The 18,116-nt window shown below is 58.3% G+C and carries 19 protein-coding genes; 9 read left to right on the forward strand and 10 right to left on the reverse strand.

Annotated elements, in window-relative coordinates; all coding sequences use genetic code 11:
- Nucleotides 1-25: 25 nt before the first annotated feature.
- Together GOW48_RS00750 and GOW48_RS00755 are read right to left on the reverse strand one after the other, a co-directional pair.
- Nucleotides 26-1,399 (reverse strand): L-serine ammonia-lyase, encoded by a 1,374-nt coding sequence (locus GOW48_RS00750; RefSeq protein ID WP_170750598.1) that lies wholly within the window; start codon nt 1,397-1,399, stop codon nt 26-28.
- Between the two features lies 1 nt (nt 1,400).
- Nucleotides 1,401-2,102 carry a glutathione S-transferase family protein gene (locus tag GOW48_RS00755; RefSeq protein ID WP_170750600.1) on the reverse strand — a complete coding sequence of 234 codons (702 nt, stop codon included), beginning with the start codon at nt 2,100-2,102 and terminating at the stop codon, nt 1,401-1,403.
- Between the two features lie 166 nt (nt 2,103-2,268).
- Between GOW48_RS00755 and rpiA the strand changes: the two genes are divergently transcribed.
- From rpiA to GOW48_RS00785, 6 genes are all read left to right on the forward strand, one after another.
- Nucleotides 2,269-3,054: a ribose-5-phosphate isomerase RpiA gene (gene rpiA, locus GOW48_RS00760; RefSeq protein WP_170750602.1), complete on the forward strand. Its 786-nt coding sequence runs from the start codon at nt 2,269-2,271 to the stop codon at nt 3,052-3,054.
- 101 nt (nt 3,055-3,155) lie between these two features.
- Nucleotides 3,156-4,514 carry a glutathione-disulfide reductase gene (gene gor, locus GOW48_RS00765; protein WP_170750604.1) on the forward strand — a complete coding sequence of 453 codons (1,359 nt, stop codon included), beginning with the start codon at nt 3,156-3,158 and terminating at the stop codon, nt 4,512-4,514.
- Nucleotides 4,515-4,586: 72 nt separating this feature from the next.
- Nucleotides 4,587-5,732: an FtsH protease activity modulator HflK gene (hflK, locus tag GOW48_RS00770; protein WP_170352776.1), complete on the forward strand. Its 1,146-nt coding sequence runs from the start codon at nt 4,587-4,589 to the stop codon at nt 5,730-5,732.
- Nucleotides 5,732-6,610 carry a protease modulator HflC gene (gene hflC / locus GOW48_RS00775; protein ID WP_170352777.1) on the forward strand — a complete coding sequence of 293 codons (879 nt, stop codon included), beginning with the start codon at nt 5,732-5,734 and terminating at the stop codon, nt 6,608-6,610. The genes hflK and hflC overlap by 1 nt, the downstream gene beginning before the upstream one ends.
- Complete coding sequence (locus tag GOW48_RS00780) at nt 6,610-6,804, forward strand: DUF2065 domain-containing protein (RefSeq protein ID WP_170352778.1); 195 nt, start codon at nt 6,610-6,612, stop codon at nt 6,802-6,804. Before hflC ends, GOW48_RS00780 begins: the two co-directional genes overlap by 1 nt.
- 131 nt (nt 6,805-6,935) lie before the next feature.
- The gene (locus GOW48_RS00785; RefSeq protein WP_414478912.1) at nt 6,936-8,426 is read left to right on the forward strand and encodes a Do family serine endopeptidase; all 1,491 of its coding nucleotides are present in this window, start codon (nt 6,936-6,938) and stop codon (nt 8,424-8,426) included.
- 230 nt (nt 8,427-8,656) lie between these two features.
- Here the strand turns inward: GOW48_RS00785 and GOW48_RS00790 are convergent, their stop codons facing one another.
- The 5 genes from GOW48_RS00790 to GOW48_RS00810 form a co-directional block, all read right to left on the reverse strand.
- Nucleotides 8,657-9,325 carry a Crp/Fnr family transcriptional regulator gene (locus GOW48_RS00790; RefSeq protein ID WP_170750606.1) on the reverse strand — a complete coding sequence of 223 codons (669 nt, stop codon included), beginning with the start codon at nt 9,323-9,325 and terminating at the stop codon, nt 8,657-8,659.
- 120 nt (nt 9,326-9,445) lie between these two features.
- Nucleotides 9,446-10,066 (reverse strand): inner membrane-spanning protein YciB, encoded by a 621-nt coding sequence (locus tag GOW48_RS00795; protein ID WP_170750608.1) that lies wholly within the window; start codon nt 10,064-10,066, stop codon nt 9,446-9,448.
- Nucleotides 10,067-10,082: 16 nt separating this feature from the next.
- The gene (locus GOW48_RS00800; protein ID WP_170750610.1) at nt 10,083-10,985 is read right to left on the reverse strand and encodes an EamA family transporter; all 903 of its coding nucleotides are present in this window, start codon (nt 10,983-10,985) and stop codon (nt 10,083-10,085) included.
- A gap of 87 nt (nt 10,986-11,072) precedes the next feature.
- The gene (gene ftsY, locus GOW48_RS00805; protein ID WP_170352782.1) at nt 11,073-12,254 is read right to left on the reverse strand and encodes a signal recognition particle-docking protein FtsY; all 1,182 of its coding nucleotides are present in this window, start codon (nt 12,252-12,254) and stop codon (nt 11,073-11,075) included.
- Nucleotides 12,255-12,312: 58 nt separating this feature from the next.
- On the reverse strand, nt 12,313-12,951 hold the full coding sequence (locus GOW48_RS00810; RefSeq protein ID WP_331251860.1) for a lysoplasmalogenase: 639 nt from the start codon (nt 12,949-12,951) through the stop codon (nt 12,313-12,315).
- Nucleotides 12,952-13,084: 133 nt separating this feature from the next.
- On the opposite strand from GOW48_RS00810, the gene GOW48_RS00815 reads away from it, so the two are divergent.
- Nucleotides 13,085-13,480 carry a hypothetical protein gene (locus GOW48_RS00815; RefSeq protein WP_170352784.1) on the forward strand — a complete coding sequence of 132 codons (396 nt, stop codon included), beginning with the start codon at nt 13,085-13,087 and terminating at the stop codon, nt 13,478-13,480.
- A gap of 7 nt (nt 13,481-13,487) precedes the next feature.
- On the opposite strand, the gene xseA is transcribed toward GOW48_RS00815, so the two are convergent.
- On the reverse strand, nt 13,488-14,981 hold the full coding sequence (gene xseA / locus GOW48_RS00820; protein ID WP_170750614.1) for an exodeoxyribonuclease VII large subunit: 1,494 nt from the start codon (nt 14,979-14,981) through the stop codon (nt 13,488-13,490).
- A gap of 75 nt (nt 14,982-15,056) precedes the next feature.
- Here xseA and purD point away from each other — a divergent pair, with 75 nt between their 5' ends.
- The gene (purD, locus tag GOW48_RS00825) at nt 15,057-16,319 is read left to right on the forward strand and encodes a phosphoribosylamine--glycine ligase (RefSeq protein ID WP_170750616.1); all 1,263 of its coding nucleotides are present in this window, start codon (nt 15,057-15,059) and stop codon (nt 16,317-16,319) included.
- A gap of 105 nt (nt 16,320-16,424) precedes the next feature.
- Here the strand turns inward: purD and GOW48_RS00830 are convergent, their stop codons facing one another.
- Both GOW48_RS00830 and GOW48_RS00835 read right to left on the reverse strand, forming a co-directional pair.
- Nucleotides 16,425-17,123, reverse strand: a complete 699-nt coding sequence (locus GOW48_RS00830) for an FG-GAP repeat domain-containing protein (RefSeq protein ID WP_234899395.1) — start codon at nt 17,121-17,123, stop codon at nt 16,425-16,427.
- A gap of 92 nt (nt 17,124-17,215) precedes the next feature.
- On the reverse strand, nt 17,216-17,539 hold the full coding sequence (locus GOW48_RS00835; protein WP_170482635.1) for a 2Fe-2S iron-sulfur cluster-binding protein: 324 nt from the start codon (nt 17,537-17,539) through the stop codon (nt 17,216-17,218).
- A gap of 127 nt (nt 17,540-17,666) precedes the next feature.
- Between GOW48_RS00835 and GOW48_RS00840 the strand changes: the two genes are divergently transcribed.
- Nucleotides 17,667-18,041, forward strand: a complete 375-nt coding sequence (locus tag GOW48_RS00840; protein WP_234899408.1) for an OB-fold nucleic acid binding domain-containing protein — start codon at nt 17,667-17,669, stop codon at nt 18,039-18,041.
- The last annotated feature ends 75 nt before the right edge of the window (nt 18,042-18,116 follow it).

Consider the following 18,116-nt stretch of genomic DNA (forward strand, 5'->3'; position numbering starts at 1 on the left):
TAAACGGCCGATGAAAGCCGAAGCGTCAGCAGTTCGGTACGTTAACAGCAAGACCGCCCAACGAGGTCTCTTTGTATTTCTCGTGCATGTCATGGCCGGTTTGGCGCATGGTCTCGATCACCGCATCCAAGGGCACAAAGTGATGACCATCCCCGCGCAGCGCCAGTGACGCTGCCGAGACGGCCTTGATCGCCCCAAGCCCGTTACGTTCGATGCACGGCACCTGCACCAATCCTGCAACCGGGTCACAGGTCATGCCCAAATGGTGCTCCAGTGCGATCTCGGCGGCGTTTTCGACCTGTTCGGGCGTTCCGCCCATAACCGCGCATAATCCGGCAGCGGCCATGGCAGACGCGCTGCCCACCTCGGCCTGGCATCCGGCTTCAGCCCCAGAAATCGAAGCGTTGAACTTAACCAGCCCTCCGATGGCCGCAGCAGTCAGAAGAAAGTCCTCGATACGGCTTTCCGAGGCGCCCGGCACGTGGTCCAGGTAATACCGCAATACGGCAGGCAGAACACCGGCAGCGCCGTTGGTTGGGGCGGTGACCACCTGACCTCCGGCGGCGTTTTCCTCGTTCACGGCCATGGCGTAAACGCTCATCCAATCGTTGATTGTATGAGGCGCGTTCAGGTTCATGCCGCGTTCGGCCTGCAGCGCATCGTGGATACCCTTGGCCCGGCGACGCACATGAAGACCGCCGGGCAAAATGCCGTCGGTGGTCAGGCCGCGCTCGATGCAATCATTCATCACTTGCCACAGCCGCGCAGTGCCTTTGGCAAAACTGTCTGCACAGCCGCGCGAGATTTCGTTGGCGCGCTTCATTTCGGCGATGCTTTTGCCGCTGGCCTTGGCCATGTCCAGCATCTCGACCGCCGACTTGAACGGGAAGGGTACAGGAGCACCTTCGTCTGTCGCTTTGCCCTCGGCCAGTTCTTCTTCGGTCAGAACAAAGCCGCCACCGATCGAGTAGAAGACCTGGCGCAGGATGACGTCGCCTTGGGCATCGGTGGCCATCAGGATCATGCCGTTTGCATGACCCGAAAGGTGATGTTTATAGTCAAAGACCAAGTCAGTCTTGGGATTGAAATCAAGCGTGGGCAGCCCCTCGGGGGAAACGCTGTGCGTCTCATGGATCTCGGCCAGCGCGGCCTCAGCCATGTCGTGGTCGTAGGTATCGGGCACAAATCCAGCGAGGCCCAGAATGGTTGCCCGGTCAGTTGCGTGCCCTACGCCGGTGAACGCCAACGAACCATGCAAAGACCCACGCAGCCCTGTAAATTCGAAGGGCGACGCCCGCATCTGGTCTAGAAACCGCGCAGCGGCGACCATCGGCCCCATTGTGTGCGACGAAGACGGGCCGATGCCCACTTTGAACATATCGAAGACTGACAGGAACATATCAGATAGCAGAGCCTTCCGGAGGGTTAGCGTATGTGGGTGAGGTAAAGGGTGTGACCCCCAACCCCTCGGCCGCGATTGCGGCGCGCGTTGCAGGGCGGGTTTCCAAATTCATCAGGATGTGTTGCAGGTGCGGTGTATCTGCCAGTTGGAACCAACTGTGATCCGAGCCCGTAGGATACAGCGCCATCCATCTCATCATACACGCAATGTAATAGGTCAGGGCAGATGGTGCGTCTGCTCGAAACCACTCAGGCGCGCCTTCGGCCACGGATTCAAGCAATTTCAGGTGATGGCGCAGGCGAGGCCGGATGCCTTCGCGCAGTGTTTCGGACTGAACTGCATCAATGTACTTGTCCGCGTAGAACAGAATCCGCATGTCGGCATGCAAGGTGTTCGAAGCGAAGAATAGCCATTTCAGAAACGCGGCGCGGTCCGGATTGTCGGCGGCGGGAGCCATCTGCTTGTGTGTGTCAGTTAACCAAAGCAGAATGGCGGCGGTTTCAAAAACCGGCCCTTGGGGCGTTTCAAGAACAGGGATCAACCCGTTGGGATTAAGCGCAAGATATGCGCTGCTGGCTTGCTGATTTCGGGCGCGGTCAACCAATACGGTATCGTAGGGAAGGCGCATCTCCTCCAGCACCAGCCGGATCACCAGCGAGGCGTTGTCAGGGGCGTAGTGAAGGCGATATCGCGTGTCCATGAAACCTATCTATACCGTACATCAATTCCCGAAAGTCTCGATTGCGACGTTTCCCATAGGAAACGCGTAGTTTGGCATTGGTTCGCTGAGGAATTGGCGGATTCGGTCTCGCAGTTGGTGCAGTCATTCCGTATAAGTTTCGGCAGCAAAACAGGGGGATGCTGCAATGACCGTAGGGATGTCACCCATCGACACGGCAAAATACGTCGCCGCGCGCCGCGCAGCCGACATGGTTCAGGATGGCATGCGGGTTGGGTTGGGCACCGGGTCGACAGCTGAATGGATGGTCCGCCGGTTGGGCGACAGGGTGCAGAAAGAGGGGTTGAAGATCAAAGGTGTTCCAACTTCGACCCGGACAGCCCAACTGGCGCGCGAGGTCGGGATCGAGGTTGTCTCGCTGGATCAGGCCGGATGGCTGGATATGACTATCGACGGTGCCGATGAGTTTGATCGGGAATTAAACCTAATAAAAGGCGGCGGTGGCGCGCATTTGCAGGAAAAGATCGTGGCGACTGCCAGCGATCAGATGGTGGTTATCGCGGATGCGGGCAAACAGGTCGAAACGCTGGGCGCTTTTCCTTTGCCCTTGGAAGTTATCCCCTTCGGCTGGCAAACGACCCGAACTTTGGTGGAGGAGGTTTTGGACACGATGGACGTCCTTGGAACCTCGACGACCCTGCGACTCAATGGTGAAGCTCCGTTTGTTACAGATGAAGGCAACCATATCCTTGATTTGCACCTGCAACGTATCGGAAACGCCCGACAGTTGGCGTTGGTTCTGAACCAGGTGCCGGGCGTCGTCGAGAACGGGTTGTTTATTGATATCTGCGACAAGGTTGTAATCGGGCATGGAAATGGTCGAGTAGAAATCCGGGATATCAATGAAGGAACGGTCGAGACCGAGCATTCGCCAGACAACAGCGAGAACTTATTTCTGGATATAGCGGACTAAACTTGGCCCGGTGATAGATTTTTTGGGCGACCAAGGGTTGGCAGTGCGGTATTCGACCCCAGATACTCAACGAATTTTGGCCTGACAAAAAGGAACTCAGGATGAGCTTTGACTATGATCTTTTCGTCATCGGAGGCGGCTCGGGCGGGGTCCGCGCAGCGCGTGTGGCGGCGGGCGAAAACGGGGCCAAAGTGGCCTTGGCCGAAGAAGATCGCTATGGCGGCACCTGTGTCATTCGGGGCTGTGTGCCCAAAAAGCTGATGGTCTTCGCCAGCGAATTTTCGAGCATGGTCGGCGACGCGCAGGCCTATGGTTGGGATATCCAACCCGGCGCGTTTGATTGGGATACGTTCCACGGCAAGCTGGTGACAGAACTGGACCGGCTGGAAGGTATCTACCGCAATATCCTGAAAAACAACGGCGTCGAAAGCTTTGACCAGCGCGCACATATCGTTGATGCACATACGGTTGAACTGGCCGACGGTACCCGCAAGACCGCCAAACACATCCTGATCGCCACCGGCGGTCGCCCGGTTGTGCCGGACTTCCCCGGGTCAGAGTTGGCGATCACATCGAACGAGATTTTCCACCTGCCGAAACTTCCCGAAAGCATTCTGATCGTTGGCGGCGGTTATATCGCCAGCGAATTTGCCGGGATCATGAACGGGTTGGGTGTGAAAACGACTCAGTTTTATCGCGGCGCGCAGATTCTGCGCGGCTTTGACGAAGAGGCGCGCGGTCTGATCTGTGAAGAGATGCGCCAGAACGGCATCGACGTGCGTCTGGGCACCAATGTGCTTGAGATGACGAAAGAGGGCGACAAGATCCGCGTCAAGGCCACCGACGGCACCGAGGATCAGTTCGACGTGGTCATGTACGCCACCGGTCGTGCGCCCAATGCAGATAACCTGGGGCTTGAGGCCGTAGGTGTTGAGCGTGGCCGTAAGGGAGAGATCATCGTTGATGAATACAGCCAGACCGGCGTGCCCTCGATTTATGCCATCGGGGATGTGACTGATCGTGTAAACCTGACCCCGGTTGCGATCCGCGAGGGCATGGCTTTTGTGGAAACCGTGTTCAAGGGCAACCCCACGCCCGTGGATCATGACCTCATCCCCACCGCCATTTTCACCCAGCCCGAAATGGGCACTGTGGGCCTGAGCGAGGAAAATGCCGCCGCGCAGGAGCCGATCGAGGTGTATGCTACTTCGTTCAAGCCAATGCAAAAGGCGTTTGCAGGTGGTACTCAGAGGGTTCTGATGAAGCTGATCGTGTCTCAGGCGACACGCAAGGTTCTGGGCTGTCACATTGTCGCCCCCGGCGCAGGTGAAATGATCCAGCTGGCCGGAATCGCCGTAAAAATGGGCGCGACCAAGGAAGATTTTGATCGGACGGTTGCGGTTCACCCAGTTATGGCCGAAGAGCTGGTGACAATGCGGCAACCTGTGCGCACTGCTTGATTTGCAACCGCGCGCACACAAGTTACAAGGGAACCCGTGATCACACGGTCCAACACAAGGGAATAGATACACATGGCGGGCAACAGCGGTGGCCCCTGGGGGGGCGGAGGCTCTTCTGGCGGCGGAGGAAATCGGGGTAACAACGGGAACGGGCAACGCCCGCCCGAAGGCGATGGCCCGCAGATCCCCGAGATCGACGAGCTGATGAAAAAAGGGCAAGAGCAACTGCGCGTTCTGATGGGCGGTCGTGGTGGCTCGGGCCGTGGCGGCAATGGTCAGGGCAGCGGGGGCGGCGGTCCCATCTTTACCAAAGGGACCATAGCGATTGGCGCGCTGGTCGCGGCCGGACTATGGGCGGCTGCAAGTTTTTACACAGTGAAACCAGAAGAGCAGTCGGTAGAACTTTTCCTGGGCGAGTTCTCCTCTGTCGGGAATCCTGGTCTTAACTTTGCCCCGTGGCCCTTTGTAACTGCCGAAGTCATCCCGGTTACGCGCGAACAGACCGAGGACATGGGCGGTGCACGCGGTAGCGATGATGGTCTTATGCTGACCGGCGACGAAAACGTGGTAGACATCGACTATCAGGTTGTCTGGAACATCAACGATCCGGCAAAATACCTGTTCAATCTGCGTGATCCGCGACAAACCATTCAGGCTGTGTCGGAATCGGCGATGCGTGAGATTATTGCTCAAAGCGAGCTGGCGCCGATCCTGAACCGGGATCGTGGTATCATCGGTGAACGCCTGCAAGAGTTGATCCAGTCCACGATGGACAGCTACGATTCGGGCGTAAACATCATCCGTGTGAACTTTGACAAAGCCGACCCGCCGCAAGACGTGATCGCCGCCTTCCGTGACGTTCAGGCTGCCGCGCAAGAGCGGGATCGATTGCAGAACGTTGCTGACGCCTATGCCAACCAAGTTTTGGCGGAAGCCCGTGGTGAGGCCGCGCAGGTTCTGGAACAGGCCGAGGCGTATCGCGCTCAACAGATCAACAGCGCACAGGGTGAGGCCAGCCGTTTCAGCGCGGTTCTGGAAGAATACAGCAAGGCACCTGAAGTGACGCGCAAGCGCCTGTATCTGGAACGGATGGAGCAGGTTTTGGGAGATGTCGACAAGATCATCCTTGATGAGAACTCGACCGGTTCGGGGCAGGGAGTTGTACCTTACCTGCCGTTGAACGAACTGCGCCGCAATTCTGGGCAGGAGAGCAACTGATGCGTAAATCACCCATTATCCTCATCATCCTTGTAATTATCGGCGTCCTTGGACTGTCTTCGATCTTTATCGTCGATGAGCGCGAACGTGCTCTGGTTCTGCGGTTTGGCCGAGTTGTCGATGTCAAGGAAACGCCGGGCCTTGCCTTTAAACTGCCGATCTTTGATGAGGTCGTGCGCTATGACGACCGCATTCTGTCGATTGACGTACAACCGCTTGAAGTCACGCCTCTGGATGATCGACGTCTGGTGGTCGATGCCTTTGCCCGGTACCGGATCGCGGACCTGAACCAGTTCCGTCAGGCTGTTGGTACCGGTGGCATCCCGGTTGCCGAGAATCGTCTGGATAGCATCCTTCGTGCCGAGACCCGTGAGGTCCTGGGTTCGGTGTCGTCCCGCGATATTCTTAGTTCGGACCGGGCCGCACTGATGCTGCGCATTCGCAACAGCGCGATTGCTGAAGCACGCGCGCTGGGTGTGACTGTTATCGACGTACGTCTGAAAGCAACAGATCTGCCGCAGGCCAACCTTCAGGCGACCTTTGACCGGATGAAAGCCGAGCGGGAGCGTGAGGCCACCGATGAGCGCGCCCGTGGTAACGAGGCGGCGCAGCGTGTGCGGGCGCAGGCCGATCGTACTGTGGTTGAACTGGTCTCGGATGCAAACCGAGAGGCCGAGATCATTCGTGGTGAAGCCGACGCCGAACGCAACGCGATCTTTGCCGAAGCCTATGGTGCGGATCCTGAGTTCTTTGAGTTCTACCGTTCCCTGTCGGCCTATGAACAGGCGCTGCAGGGGGGCAACAGCTCGTTAGTTCTGAGTCCAGACTCTGAGTTCTTTAACTATCTGAAGTCGCCTTCCGGCCAAGGCGGTCGGTAATGGGCATGATCCTTCTGGCCTTCGGGCTGGTGTTGATTGTCGAGGGGCTGGCCTATGCGCTGGCCCCTTCGCTTATTGAGCGTATGCTCGAGGCGCTGCGTGCGTTGCCCGAACAAGCACGGCGACTGGCGGGGCTGCTTTGTGTGGTCAGTGGATTGGTGCTGCTGTGGGGCGCGCATCAGGTCGGGTTTTAACACAGGGTTTTCACTTGCCGGTGATTTCTCCGCGATCCTCAGTTGCGGGCTTGGCCAAACCGACTACATTGGTTGCCAAGGAGGAACGCCTAAGGGCGATCCAGTTAGAGTTGACGACAAGGAGTTCCCAAGTGCAGGCACAAGCGCGCAGTATTTCCGTCCGGCGGGACGAGGTTGTTGGTTTCACGCGGCTGATGTGGTTGGCCTTTGTCGGGATGCTGTTGGTTCTGGCGCAGACCGTCTCCGCGCAAGCACGGGGCGAAAGCCTTGCTCCTCTGGCCGAAAAGATCAGCCCGGCGGTGGTCAACATCACAACGTCAACTCTGATCGAAGGCCAATCCGGTCCTCAGGGGATCGTACCCGAAGGGTCTCCGTTTGAGGATTTTTTCCGCGAATTTCAAGACCGCGGGAATAATGGTCAGAACGCCCCGCGCCGCAGTAATGCGCTGGGCTCGGGATTTGTGATTTCTGAAGATGGGTTCATCGTAACCAACAATCACGTCATCGCAGAAGCCGATGAAATCCTAATCGAGTTCTTCCCCGGCGATGGCCAGCCTGTAAAAGAGCTGCCCGCCAAAGTGATTGGCACCGATGAGAAAACCGATATCGCGCTTCTTAAGGTCGAGGCGTCGGGGCCACTGCAATATGTGCAGTTCGGTGACAGCGATGTGGCTCGCGTGGGCGATTGGGTGATTGCAATGGGTAATCCTTTGGGTCAGGGATTCTCGGTCTCGGCCGGTATCGTATCTGCGCGCAACCGGGCGCTCAGCGGATCGTATGATGACTACATTCAGACGGATGCCGCAATCAACCGGGGTAACTCGGGCGGTCCGCTTTTCAACATGGAGGGCGAGGTAATCGGAGTGAACACCGCGATCCTTTCCCCCAATGGCGGCTCGATCGGGATTGGTTTTTCGATGGCGTCAAACGTCGTGATCAAGGTCGTGGACCAGCTGCGCGAGTTCGGTGAAACGCGCCGTGGTTGGCTGGGTGTGCGCATTCAGGACGTGACCGAGGATATGGCCGAGGCGATGGGTCTGGACAAACCGGGCGGTGCGCTGATCAGTGACGTGCCGGATGGTCCGGCCAAGGACGCCGGGCTGCTGGCAGGCGACGTGATCCTCAGCTTTGATGGGGTCGAGGTCGAAGATACCCGTGGTCTGGTCCGTCAGGTTGGAGAGACCACAGTTGGCAAAGCAGTCCGTGTTGTGGTGCATCGCGACGGCGGAACGCAGACCGTTCTGGTGACGTTGGGCCGACGCGAAGACGCTGAGCGGTCTGAGAGCAGTGAAGAAGATGCGCCCGAAGCGCCGGTTGAAGAAAACGCCGATATTCTGGGCCTGACCATCTCACCACTGACGGATGAGCTACGGTCAGATTTGGCCTTGGATGCAGAGGCCGAAGGTCTTGTGGTGACCGAAGTTGATGAAGCGTCGGAAGCCTATGCCAAAGGTTTGCGCGCTGGTGACCTGATCACTGAGGCCGGGCAGCAAAAAGTGACATCGATCGAAGATTTCGAAACGCGCATGGTGGAAGCAGGCGAAGCAGGGCGCAAATCGTTGCTTCTGCTGGTACGTCGCGGCGGAGACCCTCGCTTTGTCGCGCTGAGTCTGGAACAGTAATCAACTTGCAAAAAACAGTGGAAGGCCAGAGCAAGCGCTCTGGCCTTTTGTTTTTCGCGCTTTTTTAAGACTGACCAATAGAAAGAGCCACGCGCCGGGGAAGGCACGTGGCTCTGATACAGGGAGAGGTCAGTGGACAGATATCGGGGATGATTCTCTGACCTCCTACGGTAACAGTTATTAAGATAGTCTTAACGACTGGGAGAGTATGTGAAGCAGGTCACAGCCCGTCAGATCAAATCAGAATCTGCAAGTTCCCGCAGCGCGTCAAAGTCGTGGATCTTAAGGCCGCCGCGCGATGCCTCGACCACTTTGTCCCGCTTCCAGGTCGAGATCGTCTTTGACACCGCCTCTCGCGTTGCGCCAACGAATTCAGCCAGTTCGCTTTGCGACAGAGTGATGCGATTGCTTGCGTCGCCTTGCAGGTCAGACAGGTGCAGCAATTTACGTGCCAGACGGATCGGCATCGGCAGAAAGACCTGTTCGTTCAACTGAGAGCCCATCCAACGCATCCGCAATCCGGCCAGCCTGATCATATCAACCGCAAGGTCGGGGTGCTGCCGAATCTGGTTCATGACGTCCTTGCGTCGGACTCGAAGAACGCGAGACGGCTCGGCGGCGGCAATGGTGGCGGTGCGTGGGCCGTTGTCGAACAGGCCGATCTCACCAAACACTTCTCCGGGTTTCATAAGGGTCAGAGACAGCTTGCGGCCGCTCATCGCCAGAAAGGAGACTTCAAGCGTTCCTTCAAGGATCGCATAGAGAGCGTCGCCCTCGTCCCCCTGTTCAAAAAGTACATCTCCTTGGGTCAAGGAGATCTCGGTCGCCTGAGCCGATAGCATGGTTCTAAGCCGGTCAGATGCCTCGGCCAGAAAGCCGGTGTTTGGAAAGGGCGTCATATTGGTGGTTTAACCCGAGGGATTGTGAGTGGTCCCACAACTTTTCACAGCAAACGCCTTTAGCCAAGGTTTTTGTGCACTTATTTTATATCAGAGCGACGTCCGTGACCTTCTGAACCTTCAGCCGTCCTGATTTTCATTTTGGTCGGGTTCTTCCATATACGTCTGCAACATGCTGAATTGCAGCATTAAAAACGCCATCAGCGCGATTGGAAACGCGAAGGTTTCGATTTTCACCCATAGATCAGTCGATAGGGTGCGCCACACCAGTTCATTCGCCACAGCAAGAACTGCGAAGCACCCGCACAGACGGCGGGTCAGTATCATCCACCCTTCGTGCCGCATCGGCAGCATCTCGTCCAGCACATAGGCCAAATAGGATTTGCCCTGCAGCAGGCCTATGCCAAGGATCGCGGAGAAGAACCCATAGACCAGCGTGGTTTTCATTTTGAAAAAACGCTCGTCGTTGAACCAGGCCGTCAAGCCACCGAAGAAGATCACCATGAACGCGGTGAATATCTGCATTCGGCTGAGTTTCCCGGTCAGTACCCAAAGAACAGCCATTGCCCCTAACATAAGCGGGACAAAGATAATGGTGGCCACGATGAACCCCGAGTATTCGGTTCCCGCGAATTCAAAGCTGTCGTCGCGCAGACGCAGGTAGATGAAAAAAAAGGCCAGCGGAGGCCCAAGCTCCAGCGCCTGTTTCAGGAAAGGGTTGATCTCTTTTTTGCCTGTCATCACGGATTCCTGCTGCTTACCCGCCCATTTCAACTATTACGGCGCCAAGTGCAATCAATGCCATCAACGCAATCCGTCTGGGGCCGACGGTTTCTTTGAGGATCAACCAACCGATCAGTGCAGCAAATACCGTTGAGGTTTCACGCAGCACAGCGGCTTCGCCGACCTTGTCCAGTCGGGTGGCCAGCATGATCGAGCCAAATGACAGCGGCGCGATGATACCTCCGGCGAGTCCGCGCAGCATTAAAGGTCCAAGAGCCGGACGATGGATCATGGCCCGCCATCTGAGAAATGCGTAGAATGGCATCGCAGCCCCGTCGATCATGAAGAACCACGCCAGAAACGTGAAAGGATCCGCCGTGGCGCGGATGCCATAGGCGTCATAGGTTGTATAGAGCGCCACGAACAGCCCCGTCGCGATGGCCAATGCAAGGGCAATGCCCAACGTCTCACGATTTGTTTCGAGAAATTTGAAGTTGTAGGCGGCCAGACCGAAGATACCGGCAAGTAGGACGGCGACTCCGAACCATTGGGTTCCGGTGAAGGTTTCACCGAACAAAAGGTAAGCGCCGATGACGGTGAACAGTGGGCCGGTGCCACGTACCACAGGATAAACGACCGTGTAAGATCCCTTGGTATAGGCCAACGCCTGAAGCGTTTTGTACAAGATATGGATCACCCACACGACGGCAAAGATGGGCCACATGTAGGGTTCAGGCCAGGGCACGACAAAAAGCGCAAAGGGGGCAGCCATCAGGCAATAGGAGGCGTCGATAGCCCCGCGCGACATCCAGGGGTCGTGGCGTCCCTTTTGTAACGCTCCGAAGGCTGCGTGCAGAAAGGCAGCCATAAGCGCTAGCGCCAGTGCCAACTGGTGGCCTGCTTCGGTGCCTTCCAGTGATATCAGCCAGTCGCTCAATACAAGTGCTCTTTCACGGGTGGTGAGGCCGGGGGTTTTCCACCCCCGGATCCCCGAAGGATATTTTTAGCCAGATGAAGGGGCGGATCAGTTTTCCAGCCCAGTCAGGGCTGCGGCAAACTCTTCGGGATCGAAAGGCGCGAGGTCGTCGATCTGCTCACCAACTCCGATTGCGTGGATCGGAAGACCGAACTTGTCGGCCAGCGCGACCAAAACCCCGCCCTTGGCCGTTCCGTCGAGTTTCGTCATCACAAGCCCCGACACATCCGCCAGCTTGCGGAAGGTTTCAACTTGGCTGAGTGCGTTTTGCCCGGTGGTGGCGTCCAGTACCAGAAGGGTGTTATGCGGAGCGGTTTCGTCGACCTTGCGGATGACACGGACGATTTTGGCGAGTTCTTCCATCAGGTCTGTGCGGTTTTGCAAACGACCCGCCGTGTCGATCATCAGAAGATCCGCGCCTTCCTCTTGTGCTTTGGTGAGTGCGTCAAAGGCAAGAGAAGCAGGGTCCGAGCCTTCCGGAGCAGTCAGGACCGGCACTCCGGCGCGATCCCCCCAGACCTGCAGCTGTTCAACTGCGGCAGCGCGGAAGGTGTCTCCGGCGGCAATGACGACCTTTTTCCCGGCAGTTTTGAACTGGCTTGCGAGCTTGCCGATGGTTGTGGTCTTGCCGGATCCGTTAACGCCCACGACCAGCACCACCTGCGGGCGTTTTGGGTAAATAGGAAGGGGTTTCGCCACCGGCTCCATGACGCGGGCGACTTCTTGCGCCAGAAGCTGTTTGATTTCTTGCGTCGAGAGTTTGCGACCGTACCGCCCCTCGGCCATGTTCGAGGTTACGCGCAGGGCAGTGTCGACGCCCATATCCGAGGCGATCAGCAGTTCCTCGAGCTGTTCCAGCATGTCGTCATCCAGCGCACGGCGGACAACGGTCTTTGGCTCACTTCGGCCAAACAGACGCCCCAGCACGCCTTTGGAAGACGTAGCTTCGGGAGGGGGTGGCGCGGGTTGTGGATCGGCAGGCGACGGGTCGGGCGTTTCGACCGGCTGCGGCGTGGGTACAGGGGCGGGTGTTGGTTGTGGTGCGGGTACTGGTTCCGGCGTTGGTTGAGGTACTTCCGGAACAGGTTCAGGCTGCGGTTCGGGCTCTGGTATGATCGGGTCCGGGGTTGTTGTTTCCTCGCCGCCATCCTCGACGATTGCGTCCAGCCCCTGTTCAAGGCGGGACGAGGATTTGAAAAGCTTGTTCTTTAGCTTTGAGAAAAACGCCATTTTTGGTCTCCGCAGGTGTTCCCCTCACCTAATGCGGATTCGCAGCGGTTGCAAAGGGTCAGGCAAACGCCAGCAGTAACCCCACCTGCGCCCCCCAGTACAATATCCAAATCGGATAGGGTGTAACTTTCCGAGATGGGTGGTTAGGGGGCAAAAGGAATTTCTCGGTGGCCAGGATCAGGTCTGAGGCGATGAAGGCAAGGGCAGCGGGCAGGGCCAACCACAGCGCGTCTGTATCCGGTAGGGTCAAAACCGCGATCCCCATCCCCAAAATGATCGGAATATAGGCAAGCACCGGGCCTTTCAGGTCACCTGCGCGCGGGGTCAGCAACGTGGCGGCAATAATACCCAAAACGATCAACGACCAGAACATGGCCGGTCGTTCCCAAATCAGGCCCGGGTCGCTGGACGGATGCGTGAGAAACAACGCAATATAGGCCAGATGCCCGGCGGCAAACGCTCCGATGCCGGCCATGAAGGTCTGGTCCGTTTCGCGTGACAGTAACGCATCCCCGATTGCGCAAAGGGCAAGTGCCGTCGACAAGAGCAATGGCGCACCGCTGAAAACCGCAATGACGGCCAGTGTGCCAACTGAAGCGGTCTTAAAAAACGTTCTCGCCGTGCTGACAGGTTTTGGGGCCATTGGCATGTAAGCCAGCGCACAGGCGGATGCGAAAATCAGCAGAACAGTGGTCACGCGTTGGTCTCCGGGTTGGTGATCAAACCAGAACGCCATGATCATGCGGTCAATTCAACGGGTTACGTCAGGGCAGGGTGGTCTGACGCAATGGTAATTGGCCTTGTCTTCCGGCTTCTGACAGAATGACTGCATGCTGAGACACATCGTGATTCTTTTAGCCCTTTCCGCGCAGGCGGTCGGTGCCCAGACGGCCCTGTCCGGGTCCGAGTTCGATGACTATACACGCGGTAAAACCCTGTTTTACGGGTTTCAGGGCGAGGTTTACGGTGTCGAACGGTACCTGCCGAACCGTCGGGTGATTTGGTCCTTTTTGGATGGCGACTGCAAAGAGGGCGTCTGGTATGAGCAGGAGGATCAGATCTGTTTCCTCTATGAAGACAGGCTTGATCCACAATGCTGGCGCTTCACCCGGTCTGGCGCTGGGTTGATTGCTCAATTTGAAGGAAATCCCGACCAGACCGAATTGTATGAGGCCGAGGACATCGACGAAGAGATGATATGCCTCGGGCCAGAGGTCGGAGTTTAAGTGTCACTTAGAACAATGAGCCTTGATCCGGTGCGTCTTTTTTAGGCGATTTTTTTGGTGCCGGTCGCGGCGCCTGCGGCTGTCCCGTGGTGAGCATACCATCGGCAAATTCAATCTCTAGTGCGTCGTGTTTTGCAGCCTGCTTCTTTGTGGTTATCACTTGATCGTCGGCTCGTACCACGGCGTAACCACGTTGCAACGTCGCCTTGTAGCTGAGCGTTTCGCGCAGGCGGTCCGTGGCCTCTAGCTGTTGCCGCATCCGGTCCAAACGCAGGGTGTGGGCCGCGCTCATCCGTTCGCTTAACCTCGAGAGAGTTTGGCGCTGCACCTCGATCTCGCGCTGGATGGGGCGCAGTGACAGGCGCGAGGACAGGTTGCGCGCCGCCTCTTGTCGGCTGCTTACAAGATTGCGCAGGGTTGAGGGCCGCAGATGGGCAGAGAGCCGCACCACTTGCAACTGGCGGTTTTGCACGCCGCGCTCCAGCGCCGGGGTCAGGCGATCTGCAATCAAATCAAGTCGTTGGCGTGGAGAGTTCAACAAGCTGTCCGGGCGCGGCAGGGCGCGGGACAAGTCGCGCAGGCGTTGGCTGCGGCGTTGCACGGTATCGGTCGCGGCGCGGGACAGGCGCGCGCCTTGCTCGCCGGTCCAGGCCAGTAGCTCCAATCGAACGGGCACAGCCAGTTCGGCGGCTGCAGTGGGTGTGGGCGCGCGACGGTCCGAGACGAAGTCGATCAGCGTTGTATCAGTTTCATGCCCCACAGCCGAGATCAGCGGGATCTCCGAGGCCGCAGCCGCCCGCGCGACCGCTTCTTCGTTGAAACCCCACAGGTCTTCGATCGATCCTCCGCCGCGGGCAACGATGATAAGGTCGGGGCGCGGCAGGGCACCTCCGGGCGAGAGTTGGTTGAAACCGTTGATCGCGTTGGCAACCTCGGGCGCGCAGTTCGATCCTTGCACGGCGACAGGCCAGATCAGCACCTTGCGCGGGAACCGGTCGCGCAGGCGGTGTAGGATATCGCGGATCACCGCGCCAGATGGTGATGTCACTACGCCGATGATCTGCGGTAGATAGGGCAGGGGTTTCTTGCGTTCAGGCGCGAACAGCCCTTCGGCCTCAAGCTGTTTCTTGCGCTTTTCCAGCAGCGCCATCAGCGCGCCTTGCCCGGCGACGGCGACCTCATCGACGTTGAGGTTGTATTTCGATTGCGCGCCGAATGCGGTCAGGCGGCCGGTGACGACGACCTCAAGCCCTTCTTCGGGCACAACGGACAGGCCCGAGATCTGCCCCTTCCATGTGGTGCAGGCGAGCACGTTCTTGTCGTCCTTGATGTCGTAATACAGATGACCCGAGCGCGCCTTGAACACGCGACCGACCTCGCCGCGTACACGGATTCGGCCGAACGTGCCTTCAAGCGTGCGTTTCACCTCACCCGAGATGTCAGAAACTGTATATTCCGGGGTGTTTTGGCCGGGAATGGGGTCGTCAAGCAGGTCGGACATTTCAGCGCCTTGTGTCAAATGCCCACCCAGCTTAGAACGCGCGGAAGGCGAGGCCAAGCAGATCGGAGAGCAGTCATGAATATCCTAATTCTTGGAAGCGGTGGGCGCGAACACAGCCTGGCTTGGGCGGTGATGCAAAACCCAAAATGTGACCGTCTGATTGTGGCTCCGGGTAATGCAGGGATCGTGCAGATCGCCGAGTGCGCAGCGCTGGATATTGAAAATGGCGGCGCGGTGGTCAGCTTTGCCGAGGAAAACGCGATTGATTTCGTGATTGTCGGCCCTGAGGCCCCGCTGGCCGCTGGTGTCGCGGACCGTTTGCGCGAAGCAGGTGTGTTGGTCTTTGGCCCCTCGGCTGATGCGGCGCAGTTGGAGGCATCCAAGAGCTTTACCAAGGAAATCTGCGACGCCTCGGGTGCGCCGACCGCCGCCTATGGGCGCTTTACCGAGGCCGAGCCTGCCAAGGCCTATATCCGCGAACAGGGCGCGCCGATTGTGGTCAAGGCCGATGGTCTGGCCGCCGGCAAGGGCGTGATCGTGGCGATGGACGAGGCCACCGCGCTGGAGGCCATCGACGACATGTTCGGTGGTGCTTTTGGCGGGGCCGGGGCCGAGGTGGTGATCGAGGAATTTATGGAGGGCGAGGAAGCTTCGCTGTTCGTGTTGTGTGATGGAGAGGATATCCTGTCCGTTGGTACCGCGCAGGATCATAAGCGCGTGGGTGAGGGCGATACTGGGCTAAACACGGGCGGGATGGGGGCGTATTCTCCGGCCCCGGTCCTGAGCGCCGAGGTCGAGGCTCGCGCGATGGAAGAGATCATCAAGCCGACCGTGGCCGAGATGAAAAAGCGCGGGATGCCGTTTCAGGGGGTTCTCTATGCGGGTTTGATGATCAAGGACGGGCAGCCGCGACTGGTGGAATACAATGTGCGCTTCGGCGATCCTGAATGTCAGGTGCTGATGATGCGCCTGGGCGCGCAGGCGATGGATCTGATGCATGCCGCAGCCGAGGGCCGTTTAGGCGAGGCGCAGGTGAACTGGGCCGACGATCACGCGCTGACCGTTGTGATGGCGGCCAATGGCTATCCCGGTTCTTACGAGAAGGGCAGTGTGATTGGCGGTCTGGACGCGTTGCCCGAGGACAGCAAGAACATGGTTTTTCATGCCGGGACCAAGGCGGCAGACGGGCAAGTACTTGCGTCGGGTGGTCGGGTTCTGAACGTCACTGCTCGGGGCGAGACACTGCAGGACGCGCGCGACCGGGCTTATGCGATGGTTGACGGGATTGACTGGCGCGGAGGGTTCTTCCGACGCGATATCGGTTGGCGGGCTTTGTGATCTGATTGCCGGGCTGCGCCCGTCTTGATTTTTTGCGGAAGGGGTTTTGCCTTCTCGGCCTTTCGGCCTCACCCCCAAGGTATTTTTGGCCAGATGAAGGGCGGATCAGCAGTTTAATGCGTCGGTCAGGTCGCTGCGTCCTCTGAGCGAGCCAAGGTCGGTGGTTTTCCAACCATCTTGGAAATAGACGCCTTTGACGCGAGACCAGTCTGCACTGGCCACAACGAGTGCCGAGCGGGCACCACAGCTGCGGATACCGCCTGAGATGAAGTCTTCTCCGATTTTATGGTTTGTCAGGCCGGGAAGCGCGGCAATCTCAGTAAGAGCACCATCCTTGAATCGCCAGATGCGCAGGGTTTTGGCCAGATGAGGGCGGTCGATATAGGCGATTTCGACATGGCCGTCGCCGTCCAGATCAGCTGCGCCGATTGGCGCGAGCCAGCGGAAACGGGTGCCTATATGCGGGGTGGCGGCTATCTTTTCTCCGCGCGCGTTATAGATGGCGAGTTGTGCGCCTTCGTGAACGCTGGATTCGACAACGATCACCTCGTTCGTACCGTCAAGATCAACATCGGCAAGTCGAGGCTCGAGGTCTTCGAATACGCGGTCCGGGGGAAGCTTGATGGAGTGTGTTGTCCATTCGTATACCGGTTGCAAGCGGAGTGGGGCTTGCGATGAGGCGTCTTCGATCCGCATCTCCAATCCGCCATATTCGACGAAATCGCCCAGGACACCATGGGCATAGCGAGTGGTTGGATCGGTGAAATGGGCCCTTGTAACCGTGTCTGCTGCTGCAAGCGGCATTGTCCCTACCAGCCACAAGCACACCGTCAGCAGCGCGCCGCGAGACCTGCCTTGCCAGAGGCGAGAGGGCCGGCGCGGCGCTTTGGAGATCATCAGATCTGCTTCTCAGGCATCTGAACGACCAGACCGTCCAATGCGTCGGTGACTTTGATCTGGCAGGTCAGGCGGGACCGCGCTGGGTCGGGCTCAAACGCAAAGTCCAGCATGTCCTCTTCCATGTCGTCTTTGGCAGGCACTTTCTCGACCCAGTCAGGGTGGATATAAACATGACAGGTCGAGCAGGCGCAGGCGCCGCCGCAATCGGCCTCGATGCCGGGGATGTTGTTGTCACGGGCCCCTTCCATGACGGTCAGTCCGTTGGCGACCTCGACAGTGTGCTCGGTACCGCCATGCTCGACATAGGTGATCTTTGCCATTGCGTGCGTCTTCCTTTTACGATGTTCGAAACCTTCCTTAGTCAAGCCATTTAGGTCTTTCCACCCTCATTTGCGACTCGGGATGCCGCGACTGGACATTCCTGTGATATGTTCTATCTTTGTTCACATGCTTGTTGCCCCTGTTCGCCGTGCAGTTCCAAACCGAGACTGGCCGCGCCCACCGGCCTGCCTGCCAGCCAATCGGCTGGACGATCCCCCCGATAACGCCCGTGTGACCGTGGCCGGGCTGGTGATCTTGCGGCAGAGACCGGGAACCGCCAAGGGGGTGATCTTTCTGACGCTTGAGGACGAGACCGGTATCGTGAACGTGGTGGTCTGGCGCGCGATGTACGAGGCGTTCCGTCGCGCGGTGATCTCGGGGCGGTTGTTGCGGGTTACGGGGCGGATGCAAAGGGCGCATTCCGTGACCCATGTGATCGCGGAAGAGATCGAGGATATCTCGGGGATGTTGGACGTGTTGGTGCGGGGGGAGGGAGCCTAGGCGCTGCCATACACTCCTGCCTTGTCCAAACGCCAGCGCTGATGCACAATTTCATCATTAGATGTTGGGCGCGCC

It is taken from the genome of Ruegeria lacuscaerulensis (assembly GCF_013033355.1).
GTDB lineage: Bacteria > Pseudomonadota > Alphaproteobacteria > Rhodobacterales > Rhodobacteraceae > Ruegeria > Ruegeria lacuscaerulensis_A.

What these genes read in the sequence shown, in the direction of transcription:
- GOW48_RS00790 (WP_170750606.1), bottom strand. Translation starts at nt 9,325, where the DNA reads ATGACGCCCTTTCCAAACACCGGCTTTCTGGCCGAGGCATCTGACCGG.
- GOW48_RS00835 (WP_170482635.1), bottom strand. Translation starts at nt 17,539, where the DNA reads ATGGCAAAGATCACCTATGTCGAGCATGGCGGTACCGAGCACACTGTC.
- purD (WP_170750616.1), top strand. Translation starts at nt 15,057, where the DNA reads ATGAATATCCTAATTCTTGGAAGCGGTGGGCGCGAACACAGCCTGGCT.
- xseA (WP_170750614.1), bottom strand. Translation starts at nt 14,981, where the DNA reads ATGTCCGACCTGCTTGACGACCCCATTCCCGGCCAAAACACCCCGGAA.
- rpiA (WP_170750602.1), top strand. Translation starts at nt 2,269, where the DNA reads ATGACCGTAGGGATGTCACCCATCGACACGGCAAAATACGTCGCCGCG.
- GOW48_RS00780 (WP_170352778.1), top strand. Translation starts at nt 6,610, where the DNA reads ATGGGCATGATCCTTCTGGCCTTCGGGCTGGTGTTGATTGTCGAGGGG.
- GOW48_RS00830 (WP_234899395.1), bottom strand. Translation starts at nt 17,123, where the DNA reads ATGCCGCTTGCAGCAGCAGACACGGTTACAAGGGCCCATTTCACCGAT.
- hflK (WP_170352776.1), top strand. Translation starts at nt 4,587, where the DNA reads ATGGCGGGCAACAGCGGTGGCCCCTGGGGGGGCGGAGGCTCTTCTGGC.
- GOW48_RS00840 (WP_234899408.1), top strand. Translation starts at nt 17,667, where the DNA reads ATGCTTGTTGCCCCTGTTCGCCGTGCAGTTCCAAACCGAGACTGGCCG.
- hflC (WP_170352777.1), top strand. Translation starts at nt 5,732, where the DNA reads ATGCGTAAATCACCCATTATCCTCATCATCCTTGTAATTATCGGCGTC.
- GOW48_RS00750 (WP_170750598.1), bottom strand. Translation starts at nt 1,399, where the DNA reads ATGTTCCTGTCAGTCTTCGATATGTTCAAAGTGGGCATCGGCCCGTCT.
- ftsY (WP_170352782.1), bottom strand. Translation starts at nt 12,254, where the DNA reads ATGGCGTTTTTCTCAAAGCTAAAGAACAAGCTTTTCAAATCCTCGTCC.
- GOW48_RS00795 (WP_170750608.1), bottom strand. Translation starts at nt 10,066, where the DNA reads ATGACAGGCAAAAAAGAGATCAACCCTTTCCTGAAACAGGCGCTGGAG.
- GOW48_RS00755 (WP_170750600.1), bottom strand. Translation starts at nt 2,102, where the DNA reads ATGGACACGCGATATCGCCTTCACTACGCCCCTGACAACGCCTCGCTG.
- GOW48_RS00815 (WP_170352784.1), top strand. Translation starts at nt 13,085, where the DNA reads ATGCTGAGACACATCGTGATTCTTTTAGCCCTTTCCGCGCAGGCGGTC.
- gor (WP_170750604.1), top strand. Translation starts at nt 3,156, where the DNA reads ATGAGCTTTGACTATGATCTTTTCGTCATCGGAGGCGGCTCGGGCGGG.